Annotated in this window: 15 protein-coding genes; 6 read left to right on the plus strand and 9 right to left on the minus strand. The window is 70.9% G+C overall.

The features are described from left to right. Positions 1-2: 2 nt before the first annotated feature. Together BCD49_RS24630 and BCD49_RS24635 are read right to left on the minus strand one after the other, a co-directional pair. The gene (locus BCD49_RS24630) at positions 3-680 is read right to left on the minus strand and encodes a carboxymuconolactone decarboxylase family protein (protein WP_007509163.1); all 678 of its coding nucleotides are present in this window, start codon (positions 678-680) and stop codon (positions 3-5) included. Beyond that, positions 677-1,441 carry an SDR family NAD(P)-dependent oxidoreductase gene (locus BCD49_RS24635; RefSeq protein ID WP_007509161.1) on the minus strand — a complete coding sequence of 255 codons (765 nt, stop codon included), beginning with the start codon at positions 1,439-1,441 and terminating at the stop codon, positions 677-679. Before BCD49_RS24635 ends, BCD49_RS24630 begins: the two co-directional genes overlap by 4 nt. A gap of 220 nt (positions 1,442-1,661) precedes the next feature. Between BCD49_RS24635 and BCD49_RS24640 the strand changes: the two genes are divergently transcribed. Continuing rightward, entirely contained in the window at positions 1,662-2,297 is a 636-nt protein-coding gene (locus BCD49_RS24640; protein ID WP_007509159.1) for a TetR/AcrR family transcriptional regulator, read from the plus strand. 37 nt (positions 2,298-2,334) lie between these two features. Here the strand turns inward: BCD49_RS24640 and BCD49_RS24645 are convergent, their stop codons facing one another. The 3 genes from BCD49_RS24645 to BCD49_RS24655 are packed head-to-tail and all read right to left on the minus strand — an operon-like array spanning position 2,335 to position 4,813. Further along, entirely contained in the window at positions 2,335-3,180 is an 846-nt protein-coding gene (locus tag BCD49_RS24645; protein WP_007509157.1) for a TauD/TfdA dioxygenase family protein, read from the minus strand. Continuing rightward, positions 3,177-3,527, minus strand: a complete 351-nt coding sequence (locus tag BCD49_RS24650) for a hypothetical protein (protein WP_007509155.1) — start codon at positions 3,525-3,527, stop codon at positions 3,177-3,179. The genes BCD49_RS24645 and BCD49_RS24650 overlap by 4 nt, the downstream gene beginning before the upstream one ends. Beyond that, positions 3,524-4,813, minus strand: a complete 1,290-nt coding sequence (locus tag BCD49_RS24655) for an aromatic ring-hydroxylating oxygenase subunit alpha (protein ID WP_071041959.1) — start codon at positions 4,811-4,813, stop codon at positions 3,524-3,526. The genes BCD49_RS24650 and BCD49_RS24655 overlap by 4 nt, the downstream gene beginning before the upstream one ends. A 126-nt stretch (positions 4,814-4,939) precedes the next feature. Here BCD49_RS24655 and BCD49_RS24660 point away from each other — a divergent pair, with 126 nt between their 5' ends. Beyond that, the gene (locus BCD49_RS24660) at positions 4,940-6,388 is read left to right on the plus strand and encodes an aldehyde dehydrogenase (RefSeq protein WP_007509151.1); all 1,449 of its coding nucleotides are present in this window, start codon (positions 4,940-4,942) and stop codon (positions 6,386-6,388) included. A 132-nt stretch (positions 6,389-6,520) separates the two neighbouring features. On the opposite strand, the gene BCD49_RS24665 is transcribed toward BCD49_RS24660, so the two are convergent. Next, on the minus strand, positions 6,521-7,726 hold the full coding sequence (locus BCD49_RS24665; RefSeq protein ID WP_071041960.1) for a PucR family transcriptional regulator: 1,206 nt from the start codon (positions 7,724-7,726) through the stop codon (positions 6,521-6,523). 194 nt (positions 7,727-7,920) lie between these two features. Here BCD49_RS24665 and BCD49_RS24670 point away from each other — a divergent pair, with 194 nt between their 5' ends. Both BCD49_RS24670 and BCD49_RS24675 read left to right on the plus strand, forming a co-directional pair. Next, positions 7,921-8,892, plus strand: coding sequence for an alpha/beta hydrolase (locus tag BCD49_RS24670; RefSeq protein WP_007509148.1), 972 nt, complete (start codon positions 7,921-7,923; stop codon positions 8,890-8,892). Between the two features lie 30 nt (positions 8,893-8,922). Further along, positions 8,923-10,239 carry an ABC transporter substrate-binding protein gene (locus BCD49_RS24675; protein WP_083401676.1) on the plus strand — a complete coding sequence of 439 codons (1,317 nt, stop codon included), beginning with the start codon at positions 8,923-8,925 and terminating at the stop codon, positions 10,237-10,239. A gap of 79 nt (positions 10,240-10,318) precedes the next feature. Here the strand turns inward: BCD49_RS24675 and BCD49_RS24680 are convergent, their stop codons facing one another. After that, the gene (locus BCD49_RS24680) at positions 10,319-11,218 is read right to left on the minus strand and encodes an SDR family oxidoreductase (RefSeq protein ID WP_007509144.1); all 900 of its coding nucleotides are present in this window, start codon (positions 11,216-11,218) and stop codon (positions 10,319-10,321) included. An 87-nt stretch (positions 11,219-11,305) separates the two neighbouring features. On the opposite strand from BCD49_RS24680, the gene BCD49_RS24685 reads away from it, so the two are divergent. Next, positions 11,306-11,875 (plus strand): TetR/AcrR family transcriptional regulator, encoded by a 570-nt coding sequence (locus BCD49_RS24685; protein WP_051466339.1) that lies wholly within the window; start codon positions 11,306-11,308, stop codon positions 11,873-11,875. Positions 11,876-11,913: 38 nt separating this feature from the next. On the opposite strand, the gene BCD49_RS24690 is transcribed toward BCD49_RS24685, so the two are convergent. Next, positions 11,914-12,291, minus strand: coding sequence for a hypothetical protein (locus tag BCD49_RS24690; protein WP_007509141.1), 378 nt, complete (start codon positions 12,289-12,291; stop codon positions 11,914-11,916). A 200-nt stretch (positions 12,292-12,491) separates the two neighbouring features. Between BCD49_RS24690 and BCD49_RS24695 the strand changes: the two genes are divergently transcribed. Further along, positions 12,492-13,028: a hypothetical protein gene (locus BCD49_RS24695; protein ID WP_131803565.1), complete on the plus strand. Its 537-nt coding sequence runs from the start codon at positions 12,492-12,494 to the stop codon at positions 13,026-13,028. 332 nt (positions 13,029-13,360) lie between these two features. On the opposite strand, the gene BCD49_RS43210 is transcribed toward BCD49_RS24695, so the two are convergent. Next, positions 13,361-13,885: a hypothetical protein gene (locus BCD49_RS43210; RefSeq protein WP_007509137.1), complete on the minus strand. Its 525-nt coding sequence runs from the start codon at positions 13,883-13,885 to the stop codon at positions 13,361-13,363. Positions 13,886-13,992 lie beyond the last annotated feature (107 nt).

A 13,992-nucleotide genomic window follows, 5' to 3' on the forward strand; every position in this document is an offset into this window, starting at 1 on the left:
CTTCAGGGGATCGGCGCGGCGTCGGGAACGGTGCGGCCGTTTTTCGCGCCGTCCGGGTCTGGTAGAGCCGCGGGCTCCAGACCGACGCTGTTGAGCACCATGGCGAGACACACATAGCCACCCACCACGAAGGTCAGCTCCAGAAGCTGGCGCTCGTCGAGGTGCGCGGCCAGGCGCGCCCAGGTGGCGTCGTCGATGACGTGGTCGTCAACGAGCTGGTCGACGGCGCGCAGCAGGTCACGGTCGCGGTCCGTCCACCCGTCAGCGGCCGTGGCGACGCAGGCAGCGCCGGACGTGGTGCCGGCAGCGTCAGACGCGACGCCGGCGGCCACGGCGGCGATCTCGTCGAGCGTCAGCCCGGCGGTCTGCGCCATGCCGACATGCTGCGCCCACTGGTACCGGCAGCCCGTCCGATGACCGACTCGGAGGATCAGCAGCTCACGGTCGCGCGGATCGAGTGCGCCGTCGTCGAGCAGCGTCCCGCTGAACGCGAGCCACGGCCCACCTACCCGGGAGTGGCGGGCGAACAGGCCGAGGATCGCCGGCATGGGCGGCGCGTCCGCCTCACCCGACAGGTAGCGGTCGGCACGGGTCAGGTTGCCGCGCAACAGCTCGCGGTCCTCCTCAGTCCACTCCGACACCGGCAGCGGCCCCAACCGGGGGGTAGGGGCAGGCCTCACAGCACAGACCCGCCGTTGACGCCCAGCACCTGGCCCGTGATGAAGCCGGCCTCCTCGGAGGCGAGGAAGGCGACCGCCGCGGCCAGGTCGTCCGGGGTCCCGAGATGGCCGAGCGGGATGCTCGCGGCCATCACCTCATTGGGCGGCAGGTTCCCCGCGGCCTGGTCACGATGCTGCATCGGGGTCTCGATCCCCGACGGCGGAACGCAGTTGACCGTGATGCCGTGGGTCGCATAGGCACGGGCCAGGGACTTGGTCAGCACCATGACACCGCCCTTGGCCGCCGCGTAGTGCGCCATGTTCGGCGAGCCCCGCTGGGCGCTCGACGACGAGATCGTGACGATCCGGCCCCACCCGGCCGCGACCATGTCGGGCACCGCCGCCTGGCAGCAGTGGAAGGTGCCGGTGAGGTTCACCTCGACGACCCGGTTCCACCGCTCGAGCGTGATCTGCTCGAACGACTGGAAGTCCACGAGGCCGGCGCTGGTCACCAAAATCTCCGTCGGGCCCAGCGCCGAGCGGATGCTGGTGAAGGCGGCGTCGAGGGCCGGGCGGTCCGTGACGTCGACCGCGAGGCCGAGAGCCTCCGCCCCCTCGGCCCGCAGCTCCTTGGCCACCCGCTGCGCGCCGTGGTCGTCGAGGTCGAGGACGGCGATCCGGTGGCCACGCTCGGCCAGGTGATGGCAGGTGGCCTCCCCGATGCCCGATGCTCCGCCGGTGACCACGGCCACGCGCGACTGTTGCACTCTGCTACGCGGCATCGTTCTGTCCTTCCTCACTCGAAGACGACTTCGCCGACGGGGGTGACCTGTACCGCCCTTCGCCACCCGTACACGCTGGGACATCGGTGTTCTTCGAACGACTAACGCTGTTCTTCACATGACTAACATGGAGCGTGGCCCAGGGCAAGGGCTGCCCAGCGGCGGACGGGGGCGACACTGGGACTGGCAAGGGGCGCCGGGAGCAGCGAGAGGAACAGACATGACGCGGGCACGGCGGAGCGCCGTCGACGACTCGGTCACGCGCACGGCGCTCCTCGACGCCACCGAGGCCCTGATGCTCGAGGAGGGCTACGCCGCCGTCACCACCCGCCGGCTGGCGACCAGGGCGGGCGTCAACAACGGGCTCGTCTACTACTACTTCGGCACGATGGACGGCCTGTTCATCGAGCTGTTCCGCCGCGGCGCCGAGCGCAGCCTGGACCGGCTCCGCCACGCGATGCGCTCCCCGCAGCCGTTGTGGGCCCTCTGGGAACTCGTCCAGGAGTCCTCGAACAACGCGCGCACGATGGAGTTCACCGCGCTGGCGAACCACCGCAAGGCGATCCGCGCCGAGATCGCCTCCTACTCGCGGACGTTCCGGCGGCTGCAGCTCGAGACCCTCTCGGACGTGCTCAGGGGCTATGGCGTCGATCCCGACCGGTGGCCGCCCGCGTCGTTGATCCTCGCCATGGCCGCGATCTCCCGGTTCCTGCACATCGAGGAGGCCTTCGACATCGACATCGGCCACCGCGAGCTGATCGCCGTCGTCGAGCGCGAGATCCACGCCCTGGAAGGCGACCGCCGGCCGGCCGACGACGAGGTCGTCGACGCCATCGCCGGCCGACGGGCCAGCTAGCCGACCGGCCAACCGGCCCGTTCACCGGCCGCCGCGGTCACTGGATCGGCTCGTCCCCAAAGACGGTGGTGCGCAGCATCTCGCGCGGCGAACTCGGGTCGTACGGAGCGGCCCGGTGCACGACGCCGGTGTTGTCCCAGATGACGGTGTCGCCGACCGACCATTCGTGGCGGTAGGTCAGCCCGCCCGCGGTCGTGTGGTCGAGCAGCTTTCCCAGCAGCGCTCGCCCCTCGTCGAGGTCCATGCCGACGATGTGGCTGGCGTGGGCGCCGATGACCAGCGACCTGCGGCCGGTCCGGTGGGTCCAGACCAGGGGGTGGGCCGAGGTCGGGCGGGCGCGCCACTTCTCGAGCTGTTCCGGGGTCGGGTCCGGGTACACCGTGCGCTGGGACGCCTCGAACGTGTGCATCACCCGCAGCGAGGCGAACCGTTCCTTCTCTGCGTCGGACAGCGCGTCATAGCCGGCGTAGGTGCTGGCGAACTCCGTCTCCCCGCCGTTCGCCGCCACCTGCTTGGCGCTGAGAATGGTCGCCTTCTGCGGCGGCTCGCCGTGCAGCGGGGTGCACCCGTCCATATGCCAGGCGAAGGTGCCCCTGAGATAGGCCGCCGACGAGTTCTTCGACTGGTCCAGGGTCACCCGGTAGATACCCGCGACCGGGTGGTGCCCCGGCTCGAAGTCGATCTCACCGAGCCGGCGGCAGAACGCCACCTGGTTGTCCGGCTCCAGGTTCAGGCCGCGGAAGACCAGCACGCCGAACTGCTCGAGCGCCTCGAGGATCGACCCGGCGATCGTGTCGTCCTGGGCGAGGCGCTCGGCGTCGACACCGCTCACCTCGGCGCCGACGGTCGCGGCGAGCGGCTCRCAGGTGATGGTCGTCGTCATGGCGCGGGCTCCAGGTAACGGTCGAAGTAGGCGGTGCCGGCGTCGATGACCCTGGGCTGGTGCCAGACCTCGACCGGCAGCGAGACCATCACGAACGAGTACACGAGATACAGCAGGTTCTCCTCCTGCTCGGGCAGCTCGTCCAGCGGGAACTGGTCGAGATACGCCATGGCGTCGCGCACCCGTGGGAACGTGGCGTCATAGAACGCCTGCATGTCCGCCATCGCGCTGTTCAGCCGTGCGGTGTACCTGGCCGGCTCGCCGGGGAGGCACCACCTGGCGGCGAAGGACTCGAGATCGGCGAACTGCGTCGGGAGCAACGAGGCCGGGAGTAACGAGTCGCTCATGCCCGGACCCCCTTTCCGTCTCGAAGGTAGGCCCGCACCCAGTCACCGGTGACCTTGTGCAGGTGGCGAACGGTGATCTCCTGGTCGGAGAGCGGGTATTTGTCGATGACCCGGGATTCCAGGCCCATCTGGGTTCCGTCGAGCGTGCCGGCGTCCTGCAGGCCCGCTTCCTTGGAGATGACGGCGGTGACCTCGTGACGGATCCGCTCGCTGGCGGTCCGCGACCGCGGGAAGTAGTACGACATCTCCCATGCGTGCGTGTTGGGGCCGGTCGGCCAGTAGTGGTAGGTGAGGTACCAGCCGCGCTCGTAGACCAGGATGACGAAGTTCGGGAAGATCTGGAAGTTCGAGATCGACCAGGGGTCCAGCCCACCGGGATTGAGCCCCGCCGGCAGGTTGACCGGGTCGAGCTCGGGGATGTCCGGGCGCTGCCAGGGGCCCATGAGGCCGGCCTCGGTGAGGGGCTCGATCGGGTACATCTGGTCGTGCGGCAGCATGTGCCGCGGCACGCCCTTCCAGCCACCGGTGCTGATCATCCGGTGCGGCCCGTCGATCTGGTAGTGCGGCGCCTTGAAACCGGACTCGAAGCTGCGCAGGCTCGGCACCTGCTGCTGCGAGTGCAGGATCGACGCGTGGTAGTACTCCTGGAAAGCGTCCAGGTAGATCTTCCAGTTGCTGTTGAGGTCGGCCTTGTACGCGTACCGCTCCGTGACGAGATGGAACGGATAGCCCTCCAGGCCACGCACCATCGGCCCGAGGAAATCCAGGAGGGTCTGGCTGGGCTCGTCCGAGAGGTTGACGAAGATGAAACCCTCCCAGACCTCGCAGTGCACCGAGACGAGCGGGAAGTCGGCCTTGTCGAAGTCGAAGAACTCCTCCTGCTGCAGGACGAAGTTCAGCTGGCCGTCCAGGCCGTACCGCCAGCCGTGGTACTTGCACATGAACTGGCGACAGACGCCGCTGGTCTCCTCCTTCGGAGTCCCTTCCCACAGCAGCTTGTTGCCACGGTGACGACACACGTTGTGAAAGGCGCGGACCCGGCCGTCCAGGTCACGCGCGACGATGACGGAGGTCTTCGCGACCGCGAGGTCCTTGGTGAAGAAGCTCCCTTTGCGCGGCAGCTGCTCGACCCGGCCGACGTTCAGCCACGCCCGCCGGAAGATCGCCTCGCGCTCCAGTTCGTAGAACTCCGGCGAGATCGAGTCCTCGTACGACACGAGGCCGGTGCCCAGCCCCGGGTAGCGCTCCGTCCAGCTGGYCTCCGCCGGCTTGGTGGCACGTGCCATGGCCCAGTCCTCCCGTTGCGGTCGCTCGAGACCACCGGTCGAGAGCGTTCTACGACTGACTAATGTTCTCCAAGTGACTAACATAGGCTCGGCGCAGGCCACAAGGCCCCAAACCAGGGAGCGCTCATGCAGGAGCGGGGACAGCTGTTCATCGGCGGCGAGTGGATCATGCCCAGCACCGGGGCTCGCATCGAGGTGATCTCCCCGCACAGCGAGCAGCCGGTCGGAAGCGTCGCGGCCGCGGGCACCGCGGACGTCGACCGTGCCGTCGCCGCCGCGCGCCGCGCCTTCGACGAAGGGCCGTGGCCGCGCACCGATCCGGCCGAACGTGTCGAGACGATCCGCCGGCTGGCCGCGCTCTACAGCGCCCGCCGCGACGAGCTGGCGGAAATCATCACCGCCCAGCTGGGCGCCCCGATCTCCTTCGCCAGGCGCGCCCAGGTCGGCCTGCCCGGATCCATGATCAGCGCGTTCGCCGACATCGCCGCCGCCTATCCATGGCAGGAGAACCGCCCGGGTGTCTATGGGCAGGACATCGTCCTGCGCCGAGAGCCCGTCGGCGTCGTCGCCGCGGTCGTCCCGTGGAACATGCCGCAGTTCCTGACCGTCACCAAGGTGATCCCCGCGCTGCTCGCCGGCTGCGCGGTCGTGCTGAAACCGGCGCCCGAGTCGCCACTCGACGCGCTGTACCTCGCCGACCTGTTCGCGCGGGCCGGTCTTCCGCCCGGCGTCGTGAGCGTCCTGCCCGCCGACCGGGACGTGAGCGCCTACCTCGTCGCCCACCCCGGCATCGACAAGGTCTCCTTTACCGGCTCGACGGCGGCCGGCCGCCAGGTCGCCGCCGCCTGCGCCTCGAACCTCACCAGAGTCAGCCTCGAACTCGGCGGGAAGTCAGCCGCCATCGCGCTCGGCGACGCCGACCCGGCCACCGTGGCGAAGGCCGTCCGGTTCTCCGGCATGGGCATGGCCGGCCAGATCTGCAACGCCCTCACCCGCGTGCTGGCCCCCGCCAACCGGCTCGACGACTACGCGGACGCGCTCGCGGCGGAACTGTCGACCATCAGGATCGGGAACCCTGCCGACCCGGACACGCAGATGGGCCCGCTCGTGACCAGGCGCCAACGGGAGCGGGTACGGAGCCACATCGACACCGGCGTGCGCGAGGGCGCCCGGCTCGTCCGTGGCGGCAGCGCGCCGCCCCCCGGCATCGACAGCGGCTGGTACGTCCAGCCCACCGTCTTCAGCGACGTGGCCCCCGCCATGACCATCGCCCGTGAGGAGATCTTCGGCCCGGTGGTCGTGGTCCTCCCCTACGACGACGAGGACGACGCCGTCCGGATCGCGAACGACACCGACTACGGCCTCGCGGGCTCCGTGTTCACCGCGGACCCGGCCCGCGGACTCGACATCGCCGGCCGGGTCCGCGCGGGAACCTTCGGCGTGAACCAGGGCTACTCCATGGACCCGGCGGCACCGTTCGGCGGGGTGAAGGCGAGCGGCTACGGCCGCGAACTCGGCCGCGAGGGCCTCGAAGGCTACCTCGACATCAAGTCGATCTCCATCGCCCCCGGATAGCAGGCGCCCGAGCGGCAAGAGGTCGCTTGCGCTCCGCCGGCCTGACGGGAGCTGGCGACGGCTACGCGACGCTGATGACGACGCCGCCGAGAATGCGTTGATCGCCCGGACCGCTGACGAGGAGTCGGCGGTCTATGGCGCGGTCGCGAGGCGGCGGGCGAGCAGGGCGAGGCGGGCGCGGAACCGGCCCTCGGGTTCGTCGAGGCGCCAGCCGAGGACGTCCTCGAGATGCGCCACCCTGGCGGCGACGGAGCTGTGGTGCAGGTGCAGGACGGCGGCCGCCTGCCGCAACGAGCTCGCCCGGCAGTACGCCTCGAGGACGGCGATGTCGCCAGCACCGGCCGGCGCCTGGGCGAGCGCGTCGAGGGCGCGGACGTCCGGGTCGGCGCGCAGCCGGTCGACCGGGACGTCCGCGAGCAGCGCGACCGAGCCGAGTTCCGAGTAGTCGACGACCAGCGCGTCGGCGGATCCGGGGGCGGCGAACCGCAGCGCGAGGCGCGCCTGCCGCCAGGAACGCCGGGCGTCGAGCCCGTCGACCGGGCCACCGACCCCCACCCGCGGCTGGGCGGCGCCGTCCCAACGATCGGCGGAGGCGGAGCAGTCGGGCGTGCTCGTGTCGGTCCGGCTGGACGGGCGTTCGGCGAGCGCGAGGCGCAGGTCGCCGGCCGGGGTCGCCGCCGCGGACCGGTCCTGGAGCAGCACCGCCGCCATCCGGCCCAGGACGGCCACCCGGACGGTGCGCCGCCCGAGCCGGCCCCGGGCCATCAGGGCGACCGCCTGCACCCCGACGTCCGTCCCCGCCGGCGGGGAGATCGCCACCGCCCGCACCGCCACGTCGGGCAGCAGCCCCAGCAGGCGCAGCGCGCGAGCCCGGTCCTCGGCCGACTCCCGGTCCGAGAGCACCAGCTCCACCAAAGCCGGGTCGGCGATGTGCAGCGACGGGCGGGCTCTCGTGCCGATGGCCCGCGCGGCGATCGCCATCCGCTCCAGGACGATCTCGTCCAGCGGGCGGGGTAAGCCGGGCCGCTCCAGCCATACCCGGCCGCCGTCGCCGTCGAGGCTCATCCAGCCGGAGACGTGCCCGGGCTCGGCGGACCCCTCCGCCGAACGGACCCCCTCCACCGAATGGGGCATCGGTGTGCCGTCCTGGCGGTACCGCACCCGGCCGATGTCCGCCGTCTCCAGCCCGGCGCCGCACTCGGCGAGCGCCGCGGTCGCGCGGACCAGGGAGGCGGCGTCCGCCCGGGCGGCCACCAGGGCGTCGAAGTACGCGATGACCCGGACCGCGCTCTCGGCGTCCGCGTCGAGCGCGGACAGCTGCAGCAGCAGGCCCTTCACCGCCGGCCGCCGCGGCTCGTCCAGGCAGCGGTTCGCACACGGGGAGGTTACGGCGTCACTCGGCGAGGCCGCCACACTCCGGACCCCATCGCCAGGTGGCGGGTGCCGGCGCGCGAACGTCCGACGACTGGCGGATGACCGGGGCAGCCAGGTTCGGCAGAGTGCTGCCAGCCACCACCTGAGGGAGCTCCGCGATGACCTACCGATTCGACCCCGAGCTGGCAGCCGTCATCCCGATGCTGCCCGCGCCCGACTTCTCCGACCTGGCCTCGTTCCGCGCCCTGCTCGCCGAGTTCAGGAACAGCATGCGGTCCGACACCACCGGGGTCGACGTCCGGGACCTGCGCGTTCCCGGACCGCCGGGCGCTCCCGAGGTTCCCGTCCGGGTCTACCGGCCGGCGCGGCCGACCCCCGGCTCCCGAGCCGGCCTCACCGCCGGTGTGCTCAACATCCACGGCGGCGGGTTCGTGATCGGGGACATCAGCATCGACGACGGGTCCTGCCTGGACCTGGTCCGCGCGCTCGGCGTCGTCGTCGTGTCGGTGGACTACCGGCTGGCCCCGGAACACCCGTTCCCGGCCCCGCTGGAGGACTGCTATGCCGCCTTGGAGTGGCTGGCGAAGAGCACCGGCGACCTCGGCGTCGACCCGACCCGGATCGCGGTCCGCGGGATCAGCGCCGGCGCCGGACTGGCCGCCGGCCTCGCGCTGCTGGCCCGAGACCGCGGCGGCCCGCCGCTGTGCTTCCAGTTCCTCGGCGTCCCCGAGGTCGACGACCGGCTCGACACCCCCAGCATGCGCCGGTTCGTCGACACCCCGATGTGGAACCGGCCCAACGCGGTCATCAGCTGGAACTCCTACCTTGGCGACGGCGTCCCGGGCACGCCCGGCGTCTCGCCCTACGCCGCGCCCGCTCGGGCGACCGACCTGACCGGCCTGCCGCCCGCCTACATCTCCGTCATGGAGTTCGACCCGTTGCGAGACGAGGGCATCGCCTACGCCCAGGCACTGCTCGCCGCCGAGGTGCCGGTCGAGCTTCACCTGTACCCCGGCACGTTCCACGGCTCCGCGGTGGCGGCGCAGGCCGCCGTCAGCCAGCGGGAGAGCAGGGAGGCGACGGCCGTCCTGGCCGCCGCGCTCGGGCTGTCCCCCACGACCGCCGGCTGACTCCCGTCCCTGGCAAGGAGGAGCATGGATATGCGAACGACAGCGGAGATGCGGACGGCAGCAGCCTCGCTCGGACGACGGACGGGCGCTCGACCGGGACGACGCTCGCTGGGCGCGGTGTTAGCCGCGTCGCTGGCCCTGGTGGTGTTCGGCGCGGCCTGCGGCTCGGACGGAGACGCCCCGTCACCCGCGAACACCACGGCGAACGCCGGCGTACTCGGGCCGGTGAGGGCCGCGAGCGGCGAGCCGGTGAAGATAGGCATCATCTCGGACGGCGCGACCCCCGGCTTCGACGCCTCCGCCCAGCTCGACGTCGCCGACGCCACCGCCGCGTACCTCAACGAGCGGCGTTCCGGGATCGGTGGCCGCCCGATCAAGCTGGTGAAATGCAAGACGCAGGGGGATCCGTCCAAGGCCACCGACTGCGCCAACCAGCTGGTCTCCGACGACCTCGTCGCCGTCGCCGTCGCCGAGTCGGGAGTGATCGACGACATCTGGCKACCCCTGGCGGCCGCGAACGTGCCCACCATGGTCTACGGTGCCGGCAGCCCCGACGTGCTCGCCGACAACGAGTCGACGTTCGCCCTCGGCGACCCGAACTACGCCACTCTCCAGATGCCGATCAGCCTCGCCAAGAAGCTGGGAGTGCACAAGGTGACCGCGGTGGTGATCGACGTGCCGGCCGCGCTGCACAGCGCCCAGGAGGTCGCGCCGGGGGCGTTCGCCAAGGCGGGCCTCGAATACCAGCTCGTCACCGTCCCTCCGGGCACCGCCGACATGACACCCCAGATGCAGAACGTCGCGGGCGCCCACCCCGGCCTCGTGTTCGTCATCGGCAATGACTCGTTCTGCATCAGCGCGTTCAACGGCCTGCGCGCCGTCGGCTTCGACGGCAAGATCAGCGCGATCTCCCAGTGCGTCACCGACGCCACCCGCAAGGCCGTGCCCGCCGACGCGCTCAAGGGAATGATCGTCTCGGCCACCGTGCCCAACGGCGGCACCGACCCGTCCACGGTGCTCTACGACGCGGTGCTCAAGACCTACAGCCACGGCATCGGCAGCGCGGACGCGGTCATCGGCCGCGGCATGTTCATGACTCTGGCCGGCCTCGCCACCGCCACCGAGGGAATCTCGGGAACCATCACGCCGGCGACCGTCATCGCGACCATCAAGGCGATGCCAGAGCGAGAACTACCCGGCTCGGGCGGCCAGAAGTTCCGCTGCAACGGGAAGGCCGACCCGGCGGACCCGGCGGTCTGCGTGCGAGGCGGCCTGTCGACGACCCTCGACGACAAGGGCCAGCCCACCGCCTTCGAGGTGCTGGGCTCCACCCCGATCGGGAACTGAACGAATCCCGGCCCGGACCGACGCGGCTTTCCCGCTGGTCCGGGCCGGGATGGCCGTCGACTCCGTCAGCGCCCCGCGGTCACGCGGGCAGCGCGTAGGCGCCGGCGGCGATGTCCTCCAGCAGCGTCGGGCCGGTCGGCGTCCAGCCGAGCAGCTCCCGGGTACGGGCGTTGGACGCGACCGCGTCCATACCGAAGAAGCGCCCGATCCAGCCGAAGTGAGCCTCGGCGTCCGCCGGCGGGACCGACGCCGTCGGCAGGCCCAGGTAGTCCCCGATGGCGGCGGCGATGTCGCGGGAGGGGATGCCGCCCTCGGCCACCGCGTGCACCCGTGAGCCGGCTGGGGCCTTCTCCAGCGCGAGGCGGACGAGCCGTGCGGCGTCGGAGCGGTGCACGGCCGCCCAGCGGGTCGCGCCGTCGCCGATGTAGCCGGCCACCCCGGCCTCCTTGGCGATCCTCGTCAGGGTCGCGGTGAAGCCGTGGTCGCCCATGCCGTGCACGGTCGGGGAGAAACGCAGCGCCACCGTGCGGACCCCCCGGTCGGCGAAGTCGAGGGCGAGGTTCTCGCTGCCGCCGCGCATCGAGTCCGCGCCGCGGAACGGCGAGGCGTCGTCCTCGGTCAACGGCCGCCCGATGGCGCCCGACGCCAGCCCGGAGGCGAGCAGGAACGGCCGGTCGCTGCCCTTGAGCGTGTCGAGCATCCGCTGGACGGCGGCGTGCTCGGTGCGGCCGGCGCCGGCGTAGTCGGCGAAGTCGTGGTTGAAGGCGAGGTGAATGACGCCGTCGGCGGCCTCGGCACCCGAGGCCAGGCTGTCGAGGTCGTCGAGGCCGCCGCGGTGGGCGGTGGCGCCCTTGGCCGCCAGGGCGGCGGCCGACTCGTCGGAGCGGGCGAGACCGACGACGTCGTAGCCGTGGGCGAGGAGCTCGTCGGTGACGGCCGAGCCGATCCAGCCGGAGGCGCCGGTGACGAAGACGCGCATGGTGGGCTCCCTTTCCGCAGGTATGTCAGTGACTGACATCAACCGTAGCACCCCATGTCAGCTACTGTCATCACTACACTCCTCGGCATGGGCCGATGGATGCCGGACGCGCAGGGGCGGATGATCCGCGCCGCGGTGGAGCTGTTCGCCGAGCGCGGCTTCGAGCAGACCACCGCCGGCGACATCGCCGAGCGCGCCGGCGTCACCGAGCGCACCTTCTTCCGGCACTTCGCCGACAAGCGCGAGGTCCTCTTCGACAATTCGAAGACCATGGAGCGCAAGGCCTACGACGCGATCCTGGCCGCGTCGGCCGGCCTGTCACCACTGGACGCGGCGCTGGCCGGGGTGGTCGCGGGTGCCAGCCTGCTGGAGGACCGCCGCGACCACGCCGTCCGCCGGTCCCGGATCATCGCGGCCAATCCGGGTCTACAGGAGCGCGAACTGCTCAAGCTCGCGGCCATGGCCGAAACGGCCGCCGAGGCGCTGCGCGCGCGTGGAGTCGCCGAGCCCACCGCCAGCCTCGCCGCCCACAGCGCGGTGACGGTCTTCCAGGTCGGGTTCGCGCACTGGGTCTCCGACGAGGTCTCCGCCGAGAGGCCCCCTGGCATCGCCGCCTGCATCGCGGAAGCCGCCGCGGCGTTACGCGCCCTGACCTGACCCAGCCGCCGGCCACCCCGCGTGGGCCGCGGACGCTGTCAGGGCGCCGGCTGGTGAACCTCTTCGGATGGCGCGGGCGGGCGGTTCGTCGCCCAGCGGACACCGGCCACCACGCCCCAGCCGGCCAGCCGGCCGACGGTCCCCTCGACCACCGGCAGGTAGGGCAGCCGCAGGGGCCACCGCGTCCAGGCGGGCATCAGGCCGACGGCGGCCGCCCCCAGCGCGGTGTACGGCACCCGGGCCGCAAGCGGGAGCGGGGCGCTGACCAGCAGGTACCGCGCGGCCTGGCGTGCCGGCGGCGTGCCGGCCAGCTCCGGCCCGTCTACCCGCAGGGGGCGGCGCTCCCGAGGAGGGCGAGGGCAGCCCCGGTGATAGCGCTGGGGGTGACACCCCGGACAGCGGGGGTGAGTCGCCACAGGACGACGCTGGAGCGCCCGACGGCGACGGGAACGACGCCCCCGACGACGAGGACGAGGTGGCGAAGCTTCGTAGGCGCCTACGGGCTGCCGATCGCCGGGCGTCCGCGCTCGAGAAGCAACTGAAGGAGTGGGACAGCCGCCCMGAGTCGATCGAGACTCGGCGTCTTGCCGATCGAGCTGCCGAGCTTGAGGCCCAGTTGGAGGCCGCGCGGGGCGAGAGCAGGGCAGATCGGATCAAGGTCGCCTTTCACCGCGCCTCTCACGAAGTGCAGTGGCACGACATCTCGGATCCGCTTGGTGTCATCGAGAACGCGCCGGGTGTGGTGTACGACCCTGAGACCGGCCGGGTGACGGGCATGAAGGAAGCCGTCGCCGACCTGGCGAAGCGGAAGCCTCACTGGGTCAAGGGCAATCAGCCGACCGGCGCTCCCAGGGTGGAGCCAGGGAACGGCGTCGTGACAGCGGAGAAGGCCGCCGCGCTGGTCAACAAGTACCCGTCGCTTCGTGGTGGCTCGCGCGCCCCGGCGAGCCAGCCCAGCGGCGAGCCAGGCGATACCGGCGCCGAGCTGAGGAGGAAGTACCCCGCCCTCGCGGAGAACACAGGCCCGAAGGCCAAGCCCCGATCGGATGCCGAGTGGGAACGGAGGAAGGCCGAGCAGAAGGCCAAGCCCGCGATCACCGACCAGGCTGCCCTGTGGGACAAGTACCCGGGCTTGCGGCCGGGGTCGCTCTGATAGGTCCTCGGGGCACCGCAGGACGCGCGCCCTGATCGACGCACGCGGGGCGTTGTCCACTCGCCGCACGACGCCGTCAGGCGCCTCTACGACGTGCCCTCGCGTCGCACGTCACGACGTGCGCGCGCACTGTGCCCCGATCGCCTGACCAGTCCACAGCCCCCGCTCAGCCTCACCGACGCCGGCTGACGGGGGGTGTGGAGTAGTCAGCCGCAGGCGTAGCGCGGGTAGAGGGATTCGGACCGGTCGTCGCTGAAGTTGTGGATTACGTTGATGATTCAGCCGGTCGCCGCGAACGTCACTTTGGCGATCTTCGCCACGCGCATGCCCTATCATGGCTGCCCTGGCTGATAAGGTCCTTCGGCAGCCAGAGCCCTCCCAATCTCGCTGGTGATCTTGTGGACGAAATCAGGTGCCGGCTCTCCTGGCCATAGGGAGATGCGGATGACCTCGGGCCACGGGCTGCGCTTGGCCTCAACCCGGAGTCGATAGTTGCCAGCGCCGAACGGAAGAGGTTCGATATTCTCGCGGTAATTAGCATATGCGTCTGTAATGAAGAGCGCCGATTCGGTCGGCGACCATGACGTTTCGATAGCGTCATCCGCTTCTTCCCAGAGGGGTGGAGCGCTTTCGTAGGCGATAATCTTGACAGTCGCCTCGGCAGCTTCTGGGTCCACTGCCGAATCCGAAGCGCAGAAGATACGAACTAGACCCCCGTCGACCGCTAGGAGCGGATCAATCGGGAAGGACATGCCGAGGGATGCGACAGAGCCGTCACAGAGAAAAAGAGCCCAATCGGCAATTTTTCTAGGGCCGCTGAAGAGAACGTGTCGTCCACTACTGCTTGCCGCCGCCATAATATTGCTCCTTACGGCAGTTCCGAAACCAGGCCATCATATTTTAGCAGAAGTCGTCTTCTTGTGATTTTGCTAGCTTTGAACGCGGAACGCAGTCAGACCGTGCC

Source organism: Pseudofrankia sp. EUN1h (assembly GCF_001854645.1).
Classification (GTDB): Bacteria; Actinomycetota; Actinomycetes; order Frankiales; family Frankiaceae; genus Pseudofrankia; species Pseudofrankia saprophytica.

Coding starts and splice junctions, on each gene's coding strand:
- BCD49_RS24660 (WP_007509151.1), top strand. CDS start 4,940: ATGCAGGAGCGGGGACAGCTGTTCATCGGCGGCGAGTGGATCATGCCC.
- BCD49_RS43210 (WP_007509137.1), bottom strand. CDS start 13,885: ATGGCGGCGGCAAGCAGTAGTGGACGACACGTTCTCTTCAGCGGCCCT.
- BCD49_RS24680 (WP_007509144.1), bottom strand. CDS start 11,218: ATGCGCGTCTTCGTCACCGGCGCCTCCGGCTGGATCGGCTCGGCCGTC.
- BCD49_RS24670 (WP_007509148.1), top strand. CDS start 7,921: ATGACCTACCGATTCGACCCCGAGCTGGCAGCCGTCATCCCGATGCTG.
- BCD49_RS24635 (WP_007509161.1), bottom strand. CDS start 1,441: ATGCCGCGTAGCAGAGTGCAACAGTCGCGCGTGGCCGTGGTCACCGGC.
- BCD49_RS24640 (WP_007509159.1), top strand. CDS start 1,662: ATGACGCGGGCACGGCGGAGCGCCGTCGACGACTCGGTCACGCGCACG.
- BCD49_RS24685 (WP_051466339.1), top strand. CDS start 11,306: ATGGGCCGATGGATGCCGGACGCGCAGGGGCGGATGATCCGCGCCGCG.
- BCD49_RS24650 (WP_007509155.1), bottom strand. CDS start 3,527: ATGAGCGACTCGTTACTCCCGGCCTCGTTGCTCCCGACGCAGTTCGCC.